This window comes from Pedobacter sp. BAL39, from assembly GCF_000170795.1.
In the GTDB taxonomy this organism is placed as follows: Bacteria; Bacteroidota; Bacteroidia; order Sphingobacteriales; family Sphingobacteriaceae; genus Pedobacter.
Genome location: NZ_ABCM01000006.1, coordinates 215,762 through 232,207, shown reverse-complemented (window position 1 = coordinate 232,207; position 16,446 = coordinate 215,762). Strand labels below are relative to the sequence as shown.

Below are 16,446 nucleotides of genomic sequence, written 5' to 3'. Positions count from 1 at the left end.
TGAAGGGATTAATTTGATTAGTTTTTTGTTTAGTTGCGTCGCCTGCGAAGGAGCAGGGTGGCACCGCTGAGCCCGATCAGCACCGGAATTGCGCCCATATAGATCATTTTCATGACTGATACATCACGTCTGCTGATTTTGAGGAGGTTATCCTGTGGCATAGGTCTGCTTACATCGACAGGGAAGTTGCCCATACTTAACCAATGGAATACGTCTTGTATAAAAGGGAAGTTGACCTTCGCAACGTTAGACTTAAAAATCTCTCCGTTGCTGAAGAAATTCGCATCACCGATCACAAGGATGCGCTGGTCTTTACCCTGATGCGTCCTGTTTAATGCGTAAGCCAGAGGAAATACACCTTTCTGGTCGCCAATAGCCGAATTGTAACGCAGACGAAGAGAATCGCCTACCAATGGGGCCGTACGGATCCAGTTTGCAACTGTATCGGTTAACAGCAGTGCAGAGGCTTTAAATTTCCCATCAGGCTGGTAGCTTAAGGCTACGGCGCCCGGCAAGGCCACAGGATTATTGAATGAAGCAGTTCTGCTGAAGTCAGGAATTGCAGAAGCGCCGGGGGCAAAGCGGCCAAGTACGTAGTTGACACTCAGGTCTTGTGTGTCCTGGATTACCATGCCTGGTTTCATCTGAAGTCCCAGTGGACTGATGATGGGGTTGATGTACGATTGGCGTCCGGGTTCGCCCGCAATCATCATGGAGCCACCCTTTTCAATAAACTGGTGGATGCGCATTGCTTCCATGGTACTTAATGCGCTACGCGGATCAGCAAGGATCAGAACATCTACATCTGCGGGGATCTCTTTCTGAAGGGAAATGTCCATCACATCGTATCCCATATTGATCAGGGACGACCTGGATCCGCTATAGCTGACCACCTGGCTATAGTGCGGCTCTCCATCGCTGACGATGTTAGGCTCATCATGACCACTTACAAAGCCGACCTTTGGTGCTTTCACCATCAGGCGTTTGAGGGCCACAGTGGTTTCAACTTCAGAAGGATACATCTCAGGATCATCAAACATCCGCAGGAACGTTTTTTTATTGCCATAAGTCAGCTGACGTACAAAGCGGTTGCTTTCAGGTCTGAGGTCAATCAGTTTACGGATTTCTGAGGGCGACAGGATCTTGTCGAAGTTCATGTCCTCAGCTTCGGCTTTACGTTTTGCCCGTTCTTCCAGCGACCTTCCATCTTCCGGGGCACGGCGGTTCAATGGCTGGTCATAGTAGTAAATATATTCCATTTCCAGGTCCGGCTTAAACCTTACATAGCTTTCAAAACGCTCCATATCATTCAGCTGGTTTGCGGGCATCGCCATGTAAGAGCCATCATCAAGAATGTTCACGTAAGAAGTCAGCTTCATCGGGCCGTCTAGCTTGGCAATCATATCCTGACTGGTTTTAGTCAGCGTGTTGCTCTTGTTGGCTGATAAATCCGCATAGAAGGTTAGCGATGGGCGGGAGCTGGCATAACCGATCAGCAGGATCACAGAGACCACCACGATGTAGCGGATTGCAGAGGCATAAGAACCTCTGGCATGGCGGTCATTTTGTAGCTTCATGATCGCCAGGGTAAGGAACAGGCCGATCACGATGATAAAATAAATGATGTCTTTACTGGAAATCAACCCGAAGAACATGTGTCCTGCGCGACCGTTTATCGAAAGGAAATAGGTGATGTCACGGATAAAAGCGATGTTCTGCCATACGCCACCGATGTAACTCAGGACACCCAGGACCACAAGTGTGCTCAATGCAGCGATCATCTGATAGGAAGTGAGGCAGGACATGTAAAGGCCAATTGCCGCGTAGGCACAGATCAGCAGGTAAAGGCCCAACACTCCACAGAACAGCATGCCCATGTCGATGTTTTCAACGGAGTAAATTCCACCAAGGCAGATGAACACGATAAATAGAGTGAGCAGCAGGCCATAAACCATCATGGACAGGTATTTTCCGAAGATGATGGATGATAGTTTCACCGGCGATGAAAACAGCAGTTTAATGGTGCCGCTGCTGGTTTCCCTGCTCATCAGTCCCATGGTGACCAGTGGGATGTACAGGTACAGGTATTTCTGTAATTGTGCAAAGAAGCTGCTGCCGCTGCTGAAGAGGTAAATTGTCAGCTGTGACATTGGAGAACCTCCATACTGACTGGCTTCAAAGATGGCCAGTTTATCCGTGAAGCTAACGCCGCACTGGATAGAGAATATGATGAGGATGATCCAGGCGATGGGAGAGAAGAACAAGGTCTCCAGTTCCTGCCTGGCTATTTTTAGGGTAACTTTCATTGTTGGGATAGATTATTCCGAAATCTTTTTTGTTTTATTGGACAATTGGGCAAAAATGGCTTCCAGCGAACTCCGCTCCAGCGTGATCTCACGCAGGCGCCAGTTGTGCTGGCCGCTCAGGTCGATGATCATCTCGGTGATGTCCGGGTTGTTTTGGAAATGGAGGCGGAACTGTCCGTTGTTGAGGACTTCAGCGCCGGAGATGCCTGGGATGAGCAGCAGCTCACTGATGGCTGGTGGGTTGCGCCAGGTGGCCAGCAGGCTATCCGGCTGGATGTAGTTGTTAAATGCATCCATGCTGTCTTCAAACACCATCTTTCCACTTTCAATCATGCGGATGTGCTGGCAGGTGGCCTGCACTTCGGCAAGGATGTGCGAAGAGAAGATCACGGAGCGGTCCTGTGCGATCTCTTTAATGAGTCCGCGGACTTCCAGGATCTGGTTCGGGTCCAGTCCGTTTGTAGGCTCATCAAGCACCACCAATCTTGGTGTATGCAGGATGGCCTGGGCGATGCCCACACGCTGACGGTAACCTCCGGAGAGGTTGTTGATCAGGCGCTTATGGAAGTGTGCCACCCCGCATTTTTCCATGGCACGGTCTACGGCTTCCGGGATTTGCTTTTCCGGGATCAGTCGCAGGTAAGCGCAATAGGTGAGGTATTCTTTTACGGTGAAGTCGAAATACAGGGGCGGTGTTTGCGGTAAGAATCCGAGGAGCTTTTTAGCCTCCTCGGGTTCTTTTGCCAGGTCGATCCCTCCTATGGATACGTTGCCGCTGGTTTGCGTCAGTACCCCGCAGAGGATGTTCATGATGGTGGATTTGCCTGCTCCGTTTGAGCCGAGCAAACCCAGGATGCCTTCATTTTCCCTGATTTCAAAATTTATATTCTGTATGGCCCAATCCCTGCCATAACGGTGTGATAGCTGTTCAATCTTTACAATACTGTCTTGCATTTGGTCTTTTGTTGTGTGTTATGGGTTATTAGGCATGCCTGGATTGGCGGCAATGTAAAATGATGGCAACCTTAAGGTTAAACGTTCCTCACGCAATGGGTAGGCCGTTGGATTGTTATTACTGTCGTATTCGATGTGCGGTGGTAACACGGAGCTGAACAAAGGGTCTTTGTGCAGCCTGCGCATGTCAAACCAACGGTATCCTTCGGATGCAAACTCGCGGATGCGTTCATCCATGATGAAATGTAAAAGGTCGCGCTGGTTGTTGCTGACGTTGGCAGGAACAGCCGCATCTTCCTCGGGCATCCTGTTTCTGCGCAAGGTCAGGAGGTCTTCAACAGCACCCGTAAGGTTGTTCTGGCGCGCACGGCATTCGGCGCGCATCAGGTAAAGATCGGGAAGCTGAACGCCGAACTTATTATAGGTAGTCGAATATCTGCGCAACCTGCCCGAAGGGTTCGGTTCCAGATCCGGAGTGTTCACCGTATAGAAGTTGAGTCTTAAATCGGTGCTGCCAAAAAGGGCTTGAGTAGCCTCAGTAAGGACCAGTCCGTCATTTCCAATGGGCTGGTAGCTACCTACATAGTGTGTTCTTACTAATACCGACTCTGTGTAATCATTAGGATTGTTGCCGATACCATTTGGCCCAGCATACTCATCAATAGGAAGGAAGGAGCCATCATCAGCGAAAGTCTCGTTGAAATTGTACAACCGTGCCGGGTTGTTCTGTTGTGCGATCGCCGCGAATGAAGCTTCGAAATGTGTCAGCGCCTCAGGGAAACGGCCCATATATAAATATACTTTGCCCAGAACGGCTTCGGCAGCAGCTTTACCCATCCGGGTGGCTGCTTTTGGCGTTACAGGTAGTGCTGGTAACGCTGTGTTCAGGTCTTCGAGGATAAAGTCATACACTTCCTGCACGGTATTGCGACTGAAGTAACGGATCGAGATATCGGCAGTTTTGATGATGGGATAACCAAGGTCGCTGGCTGCGGTGCTGGCATCGTAAGGTTTCGCATAAAAGTTGATGAGCTGCAGGTATACCCATGCGCGTGTAGCCCTGGCTTCAGCAATCAGCACTTGCTTCTGCTGCTCGGTGCCCTCTGTAGCATCGCCCACCTCGTTGATGATTTTATTGAGGTTGTAGAGGTTGTTATGGAAATATTTCTGATCGTATGAATCCTGGCCTTCCTCATAAACCACATCTTCATAGCGGAAGAGGCGTTGCGTCTGGATGGTGCCGCTGTTCAGGAAATCGCTTTCCGCTGCCACCTCATCACCCAGGAGTACTGTAGACTGCCAGCCACCCTCAGAAGAGAAATCGTACAGGTCCTTGCTGTTCATCAGCAGTTCGTAGTCGGCAACCCTGGTCGCCACGATGCGTTGTTTTTGGTCTACTTCCAGGAAGCTGTCTTTGCAGGAGCTGATACCGGTAAGGCTCAGCGAACCTAAGAGTAGGAAGATATAACTATATTTTTTCATGTCTTTTTCGTAAATGGATTAAAAGGAGATGTTTGTACCTAAGCTGAATGAGTGTTTAAATGGAGGTAATGAACGTCCTCCGTTAGTCAGACCATAGAATTCAGGATCGATGCCATCGTTGTTGGCGGTCCACAACAGGAAGTTGTTGGCCTGGAAAAACACACGGACAGAAGACAGGTGGATCGCTCTCAGCATGCTTGCAGGCAGGTTGTATCCTAAGGAAATGTCACGCAGTTTAATGTACGAAGCACTTTCAACATTGGTGTCACCCATGCTGTAGTAGCTCAACTCTCTGCGGTTGTTATTGGCATTTCCGGCAACGTAGGCAGGAATGTCGGTACGGGCCTCATCACCAGGGACTTTCCAGCGGTTGTTGAAAATGCTGTTGATGTTGCCGCTGAAGCTGCCCTCATTTCCAGTCAGACGGCCGGTGAAGAAGTCGTTGGTTTCGCTGCGCATCACATGGCCAAAGTTGTAGCCGATGTTGGCAGAAAGCGTAAAGCCTTTGTAACCGAAACTATTTAACAAACCGCCGTTGAACTTAGGAACGGTCGTACCCATATACACGATGTCATCAGGAGACGCTACATTTCTTTCTTTGGTTACGGTACCATCATTCAGTCTTACTAAAGGATCACCCATCGCATCAAGGCCGGCATACTGATAGGCAAACAGGGAAGACATGCTGTGACCGATCAGGTAACTGGCAGCCACCTTAGCTGTAGCATACGAAAGGGCGATTGGATCTTCTTCATAGCTAAGCAGTTTGTTGTAGTTGTAGCTAAATGTCAGTGAGGTGTTCCAGTTGAAATCTTTGCTTTCGAAAATTTTGGTGCTCAGGCCAAGCTCAATTCCTCTATTAGAAAGCGAACCCAGGTTACCTGTGGAACTGCCAAAGCTCAGGAAAGGGTTCATGACCACAACAGCGAGTAAATTTGTGGTTTTACGGTCGTACATGTCAATGTTACCACTCAGTTTAGAGTCGAACACGTCGAAGTTGATCCCGAAGTTGATGGTACGTGTAGATTCCCAGTTTAGCTTTCCGTTGGCAGGCTGGTCGACATGTGCACCATAACCTGCAGGAGGTGCAGTAGAGGTGTTTTCCAATGCCAGGATGTCCTTAGAAGACGATGCCCCTACAAAAGGAGAGTTCCCGGTGATCCCGTAAGTCGCGCGGACGCCGAGATTGTTGAGCCAGGAAATTCCCTGCATAAAGGATTCTTTAGTCATTTCCCATTTACCCCCAATGCTATAGATGGGTTTGTTTTGGGACGACAGGTCGGCCCCAATAAGTGTACTCTTGTCCTGGCGCCAGCTAAAGTCCATTGAATACTTGCCATCAAAGGTATAATTTGCTAAGGCGAAGTAAGAGGTGAACCGGCTTTTTTGGTCGCTCATCGTTGTAGGGTTCTGTGAGAATCTGGCGCGGCCTCCGGGAACCACACCTGGAATACCACGTGCAAGCGTGACATAGTCAATTGCGGCGTAAGATTGCAGGTCAAGATCATATCCCATCAGGGTATTGTATTGAGAGCTGGTGTGCTGCTCCTGGGCTTCCTGACCAACCTGTACGGAAATGAAGTCCTTTCCATCCCTAACGCGTGAGTTGTAGGTCAGCTGGTTACGCACGGTCCAGTCTTTGCGCTGATAATCGCCCGTCTGGTACATACCACCGGTAGTAGGAAGGTAATAAACAGGTGTAGACTCCGCTGTTGGCGCTACCGTAAAATTTACCAATTGATTTCTCATGCCGAACGACTTGATGTCCGTATAGCGATGGGAAGTTTGTGGCGACTTATTAAATCCGTAATTCCCCTGAAAGGCGAGGCCTTTCCATATTTTGATGCCCACACCACCGATCAGGTTGATGGAAGTCGCATTGTTATCCTGAAAGCCGTAATTGAGTTCATCCAGCGGCGTATAGTCGAGGTTGATGCGACTGCGTTGTTCATAATCCAGCTTGATTTCAGGGTCCATCGCCTGCACATAGTTCATGGTGATGTTGTTGCCCTGGGCATCTCTGAACAGCTGGTATGGCAGGATATCCTGAGGGATGTTGAGCTGGTTGTTGCTTTTGTTCAGTGTATTATTTAATGCAGTGAATAAAGTCAGGCTCAAGAATTTGGTAGGGTTGTATGTCTGATTAAGGTTGAGTTTATAGGTTTCATTTTTGACACCTGGCCTGCCTGTTGCATTCGTATAAGAAAACGAGCTGTAGGCGGCGTATTGCTGGTTGCCACCACCTAAGGATAAAGTATGGTTGTTGCTAATGGTGTTTCCGTAGAACAAGTCGTTGAGCTGTTTCCTGTTGTCGATCGACGCGAGGCTATCAAGGCCTCTGTTCATGGCTGCTTCACTGATCAAGCCGTCGGCATTGTCGTACATCAGGCGTTCGTGAGGCGCAACAAATCTGCCGCTGAGTGTTCTCGAAGGATAAGCTGTAGGATTAAAAATCTCCCTGGCAGTCTGGATATATTGGGCAGAGCTCATTTGATTCAGGTAGTCGAAGTCTGGTTTTCCCTGGAAGTTTACATATCCCGAATAGTTAATGTCAATTTTCTGGTTTTTTGAGCCCGATTTGGTGGTCACCACAATGACGCCATTCGCTGCCCTCGCACCCCAGATTGCTGCTGCTGCTGCATCTTTCAGCACGGTAATGTCTTCAACGTCATCAGGATTAATGCTGGAAAAGTTCTGGATGACGATGCCGTTCACGACGTAAAGCGGCTCAGTAGTCGACCGGACACTACCCGTCCCGCGTACCAGTGCACGCTGTGTACGGCCGGTTTGTTCATTTCCATAAGCACCTGCATTTCCTGAAATGACAGTCAGTCCCGGTACCAGTCCGTCGAGACGGCTCATGATGTCCTGAGATGCGGTGCGCTGACTGAACACTTTCATGTCCGGTTTGGCGAAGGATCCTGTAGCACGTTCCTTGGAGATTTTCTGATAACCAGTGTTGTAAGTGATGTTGACTTCTTCCAGCTTGGCACTTCCTGGTTTCATGGAAACAGAAATGTCCGATTTTGCCTTGATTTCCAGGGTTTCGTAACCGAGATAGGTGATGGCAAGGATGGCCTGGTCACTGACATTGTCGAGGGTAAATTCCCCTTTATCATTGGTCATCGTATACCTGCCGCTTCCTTTTACGGTGATGGTAGCACCCGACATTGGATTTCCGGCCTCATCGAATACTTTTCCTTTGATGTCAATTTCAGCCAGGTAAGCTTTCATTTTATCCACCAGGCTTGTTTCTTTGCGTTTGATCACGACTACCTTTCCTTCAATAGAAAAGGTAAGCGGCTGACCAGCAAGGGCACTGTTGAGGGCTTGTTGCAGACTGACGCCCTGGATCGACATGTCGATGGGCTTAATCCCCGAAAGATCCTTGTTGTCATACAGAATGTCGTAACCGCTTTGCGTGCGGATGGCCTTCAGTATGTTTTCAAGGGATGCTTTACGCATGGACACAGTGACTTGCTGCCCGAATGTGGCGGCACTCAGCTGCATTAAAGTTCCCAGAATGATGACGGTGGTTAGGCGCATAATGAGCAGGATTTTTCTTATACAGGCATGTGGTATACCCGTTTTGGTGGTATAAATTTTATACATTTGTTAAGTTTGGTTTGAGCAGGATACCTGATGTTTTCGAAGGCTACAGGTACTGCTGGTTAGTTGGTTCCAGAAATTAATTGATAAAAAACCTTACATAAGGGTCAGGGGGTGTTTGCTGCACTTCCTGCTCTTTTTGATAAGGCGTACTATGCGTGTAATTATCTCGTCACAGTCACCCTCCTTCCTTCAATTTTAAAGTGTACTTTTCCTGTCGAGGCGATCCTTTGGAGCACCACCGACAGCTTGTTTTTACGTGAAATCCATCCGCGGAGTTCCATATCAGTGTTGGCTTCAGCGTCATATATGATGTCGACATCGTACCAGCGTGCAATTTTGCGCATTGCCGATTTGAAGTCGTCGCTTTCATTGAAGATGAAATCGCCATTGGTCCAGTCGGTCGCCGCATCCACATCCGCTTTCGTCACGCGCATTTGGTCGGCATTACCGGTAGCCTGTTGTCCGGGTATGATGGTGGTTTTGCCGTTGATCCTGACGCTGCCTTCCAGCAGGGTGGTTCTTGTGAATGCTTCATCGGCATAACCATTGATGTTAAAATGAGTACCTAAAACTTCAATCTGTTGTCCTTTGGCATTCACGACGAAAGGATGGTTTTTGTCTTTTGCGACTTCAAAATAGGCTTCGCCATTTAATTCCACCTGGCGTTTCTGCTGCGAAGAAAAGGTGGTCGGATACCTGAGGGAGGAGGCTGCATTTAGCCATACTTTGGATCCGTCAGGGAGACGTACCTGGTACTGCTCGCCTTTTGTGGTAGAAAGCGTGTTGTAGGACTGACCTCCGCTTTTTAAGGCCGGCTGATTGCTGATTTCATAAATCAGTTCCCCATCTGCATTTTTAGTGATGGTCACACCGCTTTCCTTTGCCAGCCGACCGTTTACAGTGCCTGCAAGCAGTATTTTACGCCCATTGGCTAAGGTAAGCGTCGCAGAACTCCTGCCGGGGGTGATGTCGGCCCCTTTAAGGGTGACGATGTTATTGCTGACATCTGGCTTGTTCATGTAGAAAAACAGGCCGACAGACAGCGTAACCACGATGGCCGCTGCGGCTGCCAACCTTGGGATGTTGATTTTACGGATGAGGGGTTTGTGGTCGAGCTGCTGATTGATTTTAGCGAAGATGTCCGACTGGGTGCTGCTGAAGTTGGAGATCTGTTCCTCCAGGTTTGAAGTCCGGGCATCCTGCTGTAAAGCATTACACCAGGTATTGTACCATTCCAGATCTTCTTTATTGGCAAGTCCGCTGGCGATTCTTTGTAGACGCGCCAGCTCTTCCTGCTGATGATGTGCGTTGGATTTGTCAAAATCCCCGTTTTGATGTTTCATTTTTCCCCAAATGAAGCAATTTTAGCATTGCCATTTGATGTATAGGGACATGAAAGGGGGTTAGCCCCCAAGACGAAGTAAAATATTTATTAAATATTTAGAAGTTTAAAGGAGGACTGACCAGAAAGACATCTTTCCTAAGTTTTCTTTCAGCTTTTTTAGGGTGATTGTCATTTGGTTTTCCACAGTTTTGGTGGAAATACCTAGTTTTTCTGCAATTTCTTTGTTGCTGAGGTATTCTTTGCGGCTCATTTCGAAAATTTTCCTTGCTTTTGGGGGTAAAGTCTCGATAAAGTCGTCGATTGCCTGCTCAAGTTCCCTGATTTCCATGGGATCATTTGCAGCGGTCATTTCGATCTCCGGCCGTTGGGCCAGGATCTCTGAACGTCGCTTGCTGCTTTGAATGACACGGCTGAGTTTGTACTTGACAGCCGCGCAGAGGTACCCTTTTAAGGAGGTCACCTGGATCTTTTCCTTGTTGGACCAAAGCCAGATAAAAACGTCCTGAATGGCATCTGTGCACTCATCTTCGTCTTTGATGATGTTAAAAGCAAACCGGTAAAGGTATTCGGAATGGCGGAAATAGATTTCATTGAACGCATTCCGGCTACCTAGCCTGAGCTGGGCCGTCAGTTCCTGATCGCTAAGATGACTTCCTGTATCCATTCCCCCTAAAAACGTATGCTGATGCACCAGTTTGTATTTGCTCAGGTATGCTGAGTTGTTGTCTGGCGGTTTAGTGTTTTTGATGCATCAACAATTTCGATGTAATATAGGAAGCATTTTAACGATAGCAAAATAATGAGAACCAATCACGCCGAATCTATAGATATCTTATATTTTACTGGTAATAAAAAAGTAGTTTTTAGTTTGAATTCAATTACTTTGTGATTCATAAAGTTTAAGAAATAAGTGATGATTAGAGGTACTTTGTTATTGGCGAGCCTGGCTTTACTTTTATGCGTGTACAGCTGCAGTCAGGTTAGATCGCGTGATGCTGCTGCCGAGGAGCAGACTGTTTTGAGACCAGCTACTGAACATAAAGATCAGGGAAATTTAGTAGATACCGCGTCGTATATCCTGCAGGTGGAAAAGTATGCAGATAGCGTAAACGGCAGTCTTTCTACGCTTAAGGAGACGAAACATGACGTGTTTGGTGTTTCTTCTGAAGGTGGCGAAATCAACATTTACCATCATGACTCAGACACCTTAAAACTTACAGCTACCTACTACGGGGAAAGTGGTAAAAATGAATATCAGCTTTATCTTGAACATACGCAACCTGTTCTATTTATAAGCAAGGTGACTTCCTATCAATCTCCGGTTGGTATAGAACCTGTTAAGATTGCCAAAGAACAAATGGCCTCCTTTGTTCTAAAGAACGGCAATGTCATTGGGAAAGAAGGTGAGGCGATTTCTAAAGAAACAGCAACTAGTACATCAGCTGAGATTAGGGCACTTCACAATGAAATGAGAAGGCAGCTGCGAAACTAAACGTGCTAAGTTCATTAAAACGAACCTAACGATATCTAACCAATCAATGTTAATTTTTGCGCCTGATTATTGTTGTTTTTGCTCTGATGGAGGAGGGAGCGTCTTACTGGGATTGCCTTTCTGATGTTGATTTGGCGTCCCTTTATTGGCGGACCGCAGGATGCGTATGCCTATGATGATCAATATGATAACGAATAGGGTAAGTGCAACCTTCAGCCACGTTTTTCTCATGATTGATCATTAACAATTAACATACCACGAATCCCGATTATTCCCGGTTGCGCTGTAAAGGGGCGATAGGTCAAAGTAGCCGGTAAAGCTTGCATACTATTTTTTTGGCTGCAGTTGTTGCGCGATTGATTTTGCATCCTCCGCAGAGCCTATTCCTGCGATATGCACGTCGCCACCAGAGATGGGTTCGTTCACGATCGGCATGAAGATGACTTTTTTGGAGACCACCAGTGCAATGGGTTGCCCTACAGCCGCCGCAGTAACCTTTCTCAACTTTTCCCGGCCACCATCGGTAAATTTTATCCGGATGACTGCCTGGCCGAATTCATCCGTTAGAGACTCAACAGAAGAGATGTCCTGGCCGGTCAGCGCAGGTTGTTTCTCCAGGATTGTTTTACTGAAATCCTTATTGTCTCTTTTGGAAACACGGTAAAATCCATCTTCGCGATCAACAGAAAAGGGACGGAAGATGCCAGTGTATGCGGCATCTTCATCAGTTTTATTTGCGCCGGGGATGTCAGCGTTTTCGGTGATCTTATTCTGATTTTCCACGGGTGCAATTGGCTTGGGAGGATCGACTAGTGTGAGAGGTTTTTCCTGATCATCGTCCTCCCTGGGCAGGTATCCATTATAATGATATGATTTTTCAGGATCCTCGCAGGTGGTGAAAAATATGCTGCCCGCAGTTATATTTTTAGTAACAATCTCTTTGGTGCTTTTGCTTTTAGGTTGCAAGATCGCATATTGCCGCAGATAGCGGTTGTCATTATACTGGTCGTTGCGAAAATAGGCTTCATTTTCGACCGCATTTGCCATCACGAGTTGGTTTGAGGCCTGATCCAGGCTGTATTCTGCCAGGTCTGGTTGAGGAAAGGAATGGTAATGTTTGTTTGCAAAAACTGTGTTCTCCGGATTGTTTTTTGAGTCGTCATATGAGGTTTTCCAGCTGAGGACTTCCTGCCATTGTTTCTGCTCATCTTTGTCGTTATTTTGCTTGATATAACCTTCCTCACCACCGTAGCTGGAAAGTTTTAGTCTGCTTTTACCATTAGCGTGTTCCATGACTGCCATGAAGTCCTGATACTCCCTTTTTGGTTTGTTGTAAATCAGAATTAAATCATTTTGACCTTTGGCTAGTGTATAGTTCCAGGAATGGTTGGGTTGCTGCGGCTCCCTGCTGGTTTGTTCGACGACAGCCGACAAAGTAATGGTGGTAGCCGATTTTGCCAACTGATCTACAAAGGGCGAATCAAAACAGTTGGCATTGTCGTTGAATACCCGTTGTACTTTATCCTGATCAAATTGTATGTATGTTTTCCCCTCCTGAAAACCACGGTAATTTATTCTTATGGAATCACCCAGGCCTTTGTTCTGATGTGCATACACTATAAACAATTCCTGTTTGTCCGGGAAAAAGAGGAGCTGGTCTTTTTCAAATTTGTAGTGGCCAAAGACGCCCGTCGCATAACCATAAAGAAGGAATGTGCCGTCTGCAAACAGGCAAACGCCTGATTTACTGCCGTAACGGCCCTCGTATTGCTGGTAACGGGCATCGGTTTGCATTTGTTGAGCGGAGAGGGTCATGGTCATGAATAATAAAAGCGTGAGTAACGTGTATTTTTTCATCGGGTTTCAGGCCTTAAGGTAAGGATGTATTTGTCTAGATGGTTTTTAATGTTGATACAGGATTTGATCATGCACGAAGTGCAAAAATCCTTCCAGAAAATGAATGGATGCCGATGGTCATTTTGAACTTCCAACGTCAGGTCGATTTGGAACGAATCTTTTTTCCCATATGGTATAGGTTTTCCTGGTCATATCCATATCCCTGGTCATCAATAACCTTAAATTTGAAATCCTCCAGGCTTTTTGAGCGGATCTTCTTGAATGCCCTGGCGATGGTCTTGACGAAGTAGGCATTGTGATTGTCCTTTGCATACAGGTCGATATCGCTATTGTAGTAATTGAGGTGTTCAGGGCCGGTACAACCTTCAAGGAAATGAAAACTCTGTGGATCTATGCCTTCAACGATCTGATCCCTGAAATATACATGGTTTTTGTCTTTAGCAACGTTATCCGCACGTATGGGTTCCGGGATTTCGAAGGTTTCGATGTCTGCTTCAGGAACCGGACGGTGATATCCGGAGTAGATGATGCCATTGGCAGTGGCGTAATGGTTGTTGAGGATGTTTATTTCTTCCCACTGATAAGGGAGCAGCTGATTGTAATAGTAGGTGCGTTTGTGGTCCCGGCTAAAGCCAGGCGTTGATGAGATCAATTCAAAAGTGGATGGATCAGCATCAGGGAGAATAGTGAAAGGGCACATGTAGCTATCTATGTATACCCGGTTTTTATCTTTGAAATAGCAGAGTGTCATTTGGGGATGTTCCAGAACCACTTCAAAACTCGGCAGGTCGATGAGTTTCATTTGTTTTTCAAGTGCAACTTCTCCATATCTGAAGAGGTAATCGTTGTCTTTGGAATAACTGTCGGAAAGGGGATGCCACTGTGCGAGGTCTACCGCTGAGGGAATTTTATAGCTGTGACTGCCATTGCTGATGTACTGGTAAGGTAAATCAATATTGATAACTTTGTAGGGTAATCTTTTGATCGGATCAGTGTGGTTCATTGGGCTTCGGGATTATGGAGGATTACAGCAAGTTTATTGCCATTATAAAATTTGGTCTCTTTTTTAGGATACCAGTCACATTTCTCGTGTTTTAATGGTTTGATATCTAAATGATTATTCCGTAATTGCGCTTGGAAGTAGCATGATTGCGCTTTCCTGTTAAAATTAATCCTAACCAAATATCTGATCAATGAAGCGCTCTATCCCTGCCTTGCTGTTATTGCTGAATTTTTGCTATGTTTCCTATGCTGTTGCATCTGACAAGATACCACCTGTATGCTTAGAACGCTTTTGCCCGGATGGTGCTATTTTCAAAGATGATCTTGAAAAAAACGCTGTGCTGTGGGGTGCCGGTAATGATGTTCGTAAAGATCGCAATCCAATGGTATCTGAGGTATTGGGCAACTGGTATCATCCGAAGTCAGGAGAATGGACGTTCGGTTTTTTTGAGGACTTTGCCATTTATGACCAGAAATTTTGGGATTATGAATCTTTCCAGTTCTCGGGAAAATCAGGAAGGGCAGTGCTGAAAAATGGAGCTGAGCGGTTGAGTTTGAAGATCAGCAAAAGAGGAGATAGCCTGATAGCCGTTAAGATTGGCAGTCATGCCGTGCAGGATTATCGAAAGGTGGCTAAAATATTGCCTGCATACAGCCCGGCTGATGCAAGTGTCTTCAAGGATACGCATTATCAAATCATGGATACTGTTTACGTTACAGGATATCTGAGAAATGCACCGAATCAGGAACCTTTTTCAATTTCCTATAGAAATGTGATTACCGATAAAAATGATAAGGTATTTGGCACGGTAGACTCCGCAGGTCGTTTTGTCGTCAAGGTGCCGTTATTGAATTCTGCCGAGGTTTATCTCGATATGGGAAGGATGAGTAAGGCAAGTGTGCTGGAACCTGGGGAACGTTACCTGTTGTTTTACGATTTTTCAACGGGGGAGCAGGTATTTATGGGCGACAAGGCAAGGGTTCAGAATGAACTGGCCCGTTACAATCCTTATACCACTTCGTCGGGAATATATGCAGATAGCGAAGAAGAGCGGGCGAGCAAACAAATGAAGGGCATGGAATATCTGAATGCGAAGTGGGCTGTGTTGTCCAGGGCGAATGTTTACTCGAACGATTATTTCAAAAGAAATCCATCTCTGTCGGCGAAGGCTAAGTATTTCATCCTAAACTACAACAGGTACGCCATTGGCGCCGATCTGATGCAGAAGCGTTTTGACCTGGACCGACGCAGTAAAGAGCGTTTCCCCAGGGAATACATGAGTTTTGTTAAAGATTCTCTTTTTACAACACCTTTGGCTCCTTTTGTCCTCAACGCAAATTTTTCGACTTTCATCAGGGACTATACAGACTATTCCAGAGATGAGTTTGAGGGCTCAACGGGCTCTTATGCGGAGGCATTGGTAAGCCTGATTGCGGATGGCACGGTGACGGCTTCTGCCGAAGAAAAAAGGGTGGCAGAGGTGGATATGGAAATTGAACGTCTCAGCAGTATTGATGCCCAGCGTGGTCAGGCGCTTGCACAGACAGTAACTGCTGCGCAATCTAAGTTACTGGAGGGGTTGCAAGTGCGCCATCAGGACAAAATTATGACGGCCGGTGACCAGCAACTCTGGCTTAACGAGCTTCGATTTGCAGGAGGTTTCTATCCAAAAATTATTGCGGATGAAGACATCAGGGACGTCTTTCAGGCCAGAAGCATTTATCAGTATTTTGAGCGAACGAGAAAACCCATGGAGTCGCTGAAGTTTGAGGAGTTTGCGGGCCTGGTGAAGTCTCCTGTATTCAGAGCTCAGCTATCGGCCTACAATGACCATTTGCTGAAAACCAAAAATGCGGATTTCACTTTTGCTCAAAGCATTAAGAATACGGATCACCTGAAGTCGGAGAAGGAGGCAGACGCCCTGTTTAAGGAGCTGATCGCACCGTACCGCGGTAAAATCATTTATCTTGATTTCTGGGGTACCTGGTGTGGTCCGTGTAAGGAGGAGATGAAGTATGCCGGAGTTGCAAAAGAGGCATTGAAAAATAAAGAGGTGATTTTCATGTATTTCGCAAACAGGTCTCCGGAAGAACTCTGGAAGAGCATGATCAAGGAGATGGACCTGACCGGGGAAAACATCGTTCACTACCGGCTTCCAGAAGAACAGCAGCGGCTGATTGAGAACCGCTTTTCGATCAATTCCTTTCCGACATATATGCTGGTTGATCAGGAAGGAAAGGTGGTGACGATGACAGCGCCAAGGCCAAGTGATCCGAATGGCCTGGTACGGGCTGTGGGGGAATTGTTAAAATAGTGGACTGATCCTTAAAACAAAGTCAAATAAGTCCTTAAAACAAAGTGCTGAATTTTCTGTCCATCTATCTTTGAATCAACA

11 protein-coding genes are annotated in these 16,446 nt (G+C 46.7%); 2 read left to right on the top strand and 9 right to left on the bottom strand.

Annotated elements, in window-relative coordinates:
• Positions 1–29: 29 nt before the first annotated feature.
• The 6 genes from PBAL39_RS10435 to PBAL39_RS10410 all read right to left on the bottom strand — a co-directional run bounded on the left by PBAL39_RS10435 (position 30) and on the right by PBAL39_RS10410 (position 10,390).
• A complete protein-coding gene (locus PBAL39_RS10435) occupies positions 30–2,306 on the bottom strand; it encodes a Gldg family protein (RefSeq protein ID WP_008241077.1) in 2,277 nt (758 codons plus the stop codon).
• Positions 2,307–2,318: 12 nt separating this feature from the next.
• Positions 2,319–3,260, bottom strand: coding sequence for an ABC transporter ATP-binding protein (locus PBAL39_RS10430; RefSeq protein ID WP_008241075.1), 942 nt, complete (start codon positions 3,258–3,260; stop codon positions 2,319–2,321).
• Between the two features lie 18 nt (positions 3,261–3,278).
• Positions 3,279–4,742, bottom strand: coding sequence for a RagB/SusD family nutrient uptake outer membrane protein (locus PBAL39_RS10425; RefSeq protein WP_008241073.1), 1,464 nt, complete (start codon positions 4,740–4,742; stop codon positions 3,279–3,281).
• 18 nt (positions 4,743–4,760) lie between these two features.
• Positions 4,761–8,354 carry a SusC/RagA family TonB-linked outer membrane protein gene (locus PBAL39_RS10420; RefSeq protein ID WP_008241071.1) on the bottom strand — a complete coding sequence of 1,198 codons (3,594 nt, stop codon included), beginning with the start codon at positions 8,352–8,354 and terminating at the stop codon, positions 4,761–4,763.
• 161 nt (positions 8,355–8,515) lie between these two features.
• Positions 8,516–9,697, bottom strand: coding sequence for a FecR family protein (locus PBAL39_RS10415; protein WP_008241069.1), 1,182 nt, complete (start codon positions 9,695–9,697; stop codon positions 8,516–8,518).
• A 105-nt stretch (positions 9,698–9,802) separates the two neighbouring features.
• The gene (locus PBAL39_RS10410; RefSeq protein WP_232282932.1) at positions 9,803–10,390 is read right to left on the bottom strand and encodes an RNA polymerase sigma-70 factor; all 588 of its coding nucleotides are present in this window, start codon (positions 10,388–10,390) and stop codon (positions 9,803–9,805) included.
• Between the two features lie 222 nt (positions 10,391–10,612).
• On the opposite strand from PBAL39_RS10410, the gene PBAL39_RS10405 reads away from it, so the two are divergent.
• On the top strand, positions 10,613–11,191 hold the full coding sequence (locus PBAL39_RS10405) for a hypothetical protein (protein ID WP_008241067.1): 579 nt from the start codon (positions 10,613–10,615) through the stop codon (positions 11,189–11,191).
• A gap of 66 nt (positions 11,192–11,257) precedes the next feature.
• Here PBAL39_RS10405 and PBAL39_RS25330 read toward each other — a convergent pair whose 3' ends face one another.
• The 3 genes from PBAL39_RS25330 to PBAL39_RS10395 all read right to left on the bottom strand — a co-directional run bounded on the left by PBAL39_RS25330 (position 11,258) and on the right by PBAL39_RS10395 (position 14,051).
• On the bottom strand, positions 11,258–11,422 hold the full coding sequence (locus tag PBAL39_RS25330) for a hypothetical protein (protein ID WP_008241064.1): 165 nt from the start codon (positions 11,420–11,422) through the stop codon (positions 11,258–11,260).
• 96 nt (positions 11,423–11,518) lie between these two features.
• The gene (locus PBAL39_RS10400; protein WP_157273981.1) at positions 11,519–13,048 is read right to left on the bottom strand and encodes a hypothetical protein; all 1,530 of its coding nucleotides are present in this window, start codon (positions 13,046–13,048) and stop codon (positions 11,519–11,521) included.
• Between the two features lie 136 nt (positions 13,049–13,184).
• Entirely contained in the window at positions 13,185–14,051 is an 867-nt protein-coding gene (locus PBAL39_RS10395; protein WP_008241058.1) for a DKNYY domain-containing protein, read from the bottom strand.
• A gap of 190 nt (positions 14,052–14,241) precedes the next feature.
• Here PBAL39_RS10395 and PBAL39_RS10390 point away from each other — a divergent pair, with 190 nt between their 5' ends.
• Positions 14,242–16,365 (top strand): thioredoxin-like domain-containing protein, encoded by a 2,124-nt coding sequence (locus PBAL39_RS10390; protein ID WP_008241053.1) that lies wholly within the window; start codon positions 14,242–14,244, stop codon positions 16,363–16,365.
• Positions 16,366–16,446: the final 81 nt, after the last annotated feature.

Bases quoted from the DNA above. Each gene is read 5' to 3' on its own strand.
- PBAL39_RS10405 (WP_008241067.1), top strand. From the start codon at position 10,613: ATGATTAGAGGTACTTTGTTATTGGCGAGCCTGGCTTTACTTTTATGC.
- PBAL39_RS10430 (WP_008241075.1), bottom strand. From the start codon at position 3,260: ATGCAAGACAGTATTGTAAAGATTGAACAGCTATCACACCGTTATGGC.
- PBAL39_RS10400 (WP_157273981.1), bottom strand. From the start codon at position 13,048: ATGAAAAAATACACGTTACTCACGCTTTTATTATTCATGACCATGACC.
- PBAL39_RS10420 (WP_008241071.1), bottom strand. From the start codon at position 8,354: ATGTATAAAATTTATACCACCAAAACGGGTATACCACATGCCTGTATA.
- PBAL39_RS10415 (WP_008241069.1), bottom strand. From the start codon at position 9,697: ATGAAACATCAAAACGGGGATTTTGACAAATCCAACGCACATCATCAG.
- PBAL39_RS25330 (WP_008241064.1), bottom strand. From the start codon at position 11,422: ATGAGAAAAACGTGGCTGAAGGTTGCACTTACCCTATTCGTTATCATA.
- PBAL39_RS10395 (WP_008241058.1), bottom strand. From the start codon at position 14,051: ATGAACCACACTGATCCGATCAAAAGATTACCCTACAAAGTTATCAAT.
- PBAL39_RS10435 (WP_008241077.1), bottom strand. From the start codon at position 2,306: ATGAAAGTTACCCTAAAAATAGCCAGGCAGGAACTGGAGACCTTGTTC.
- PBAL39_RS10425 (WP_008241073.1), bottom strand. From the start codon at position 4,742: ATGAAAAAATATAGTTATATCTTCCTACTCTTAGGTTCGCTGAGCCTT.
- PBAL39_RS10390 (WP_008241053.1), top strand. From the start codon at position 14,242: ATGAAGCGCTCTATCCCTGCCTTGCTGTTATTGCTGAATTTTTGCTAT.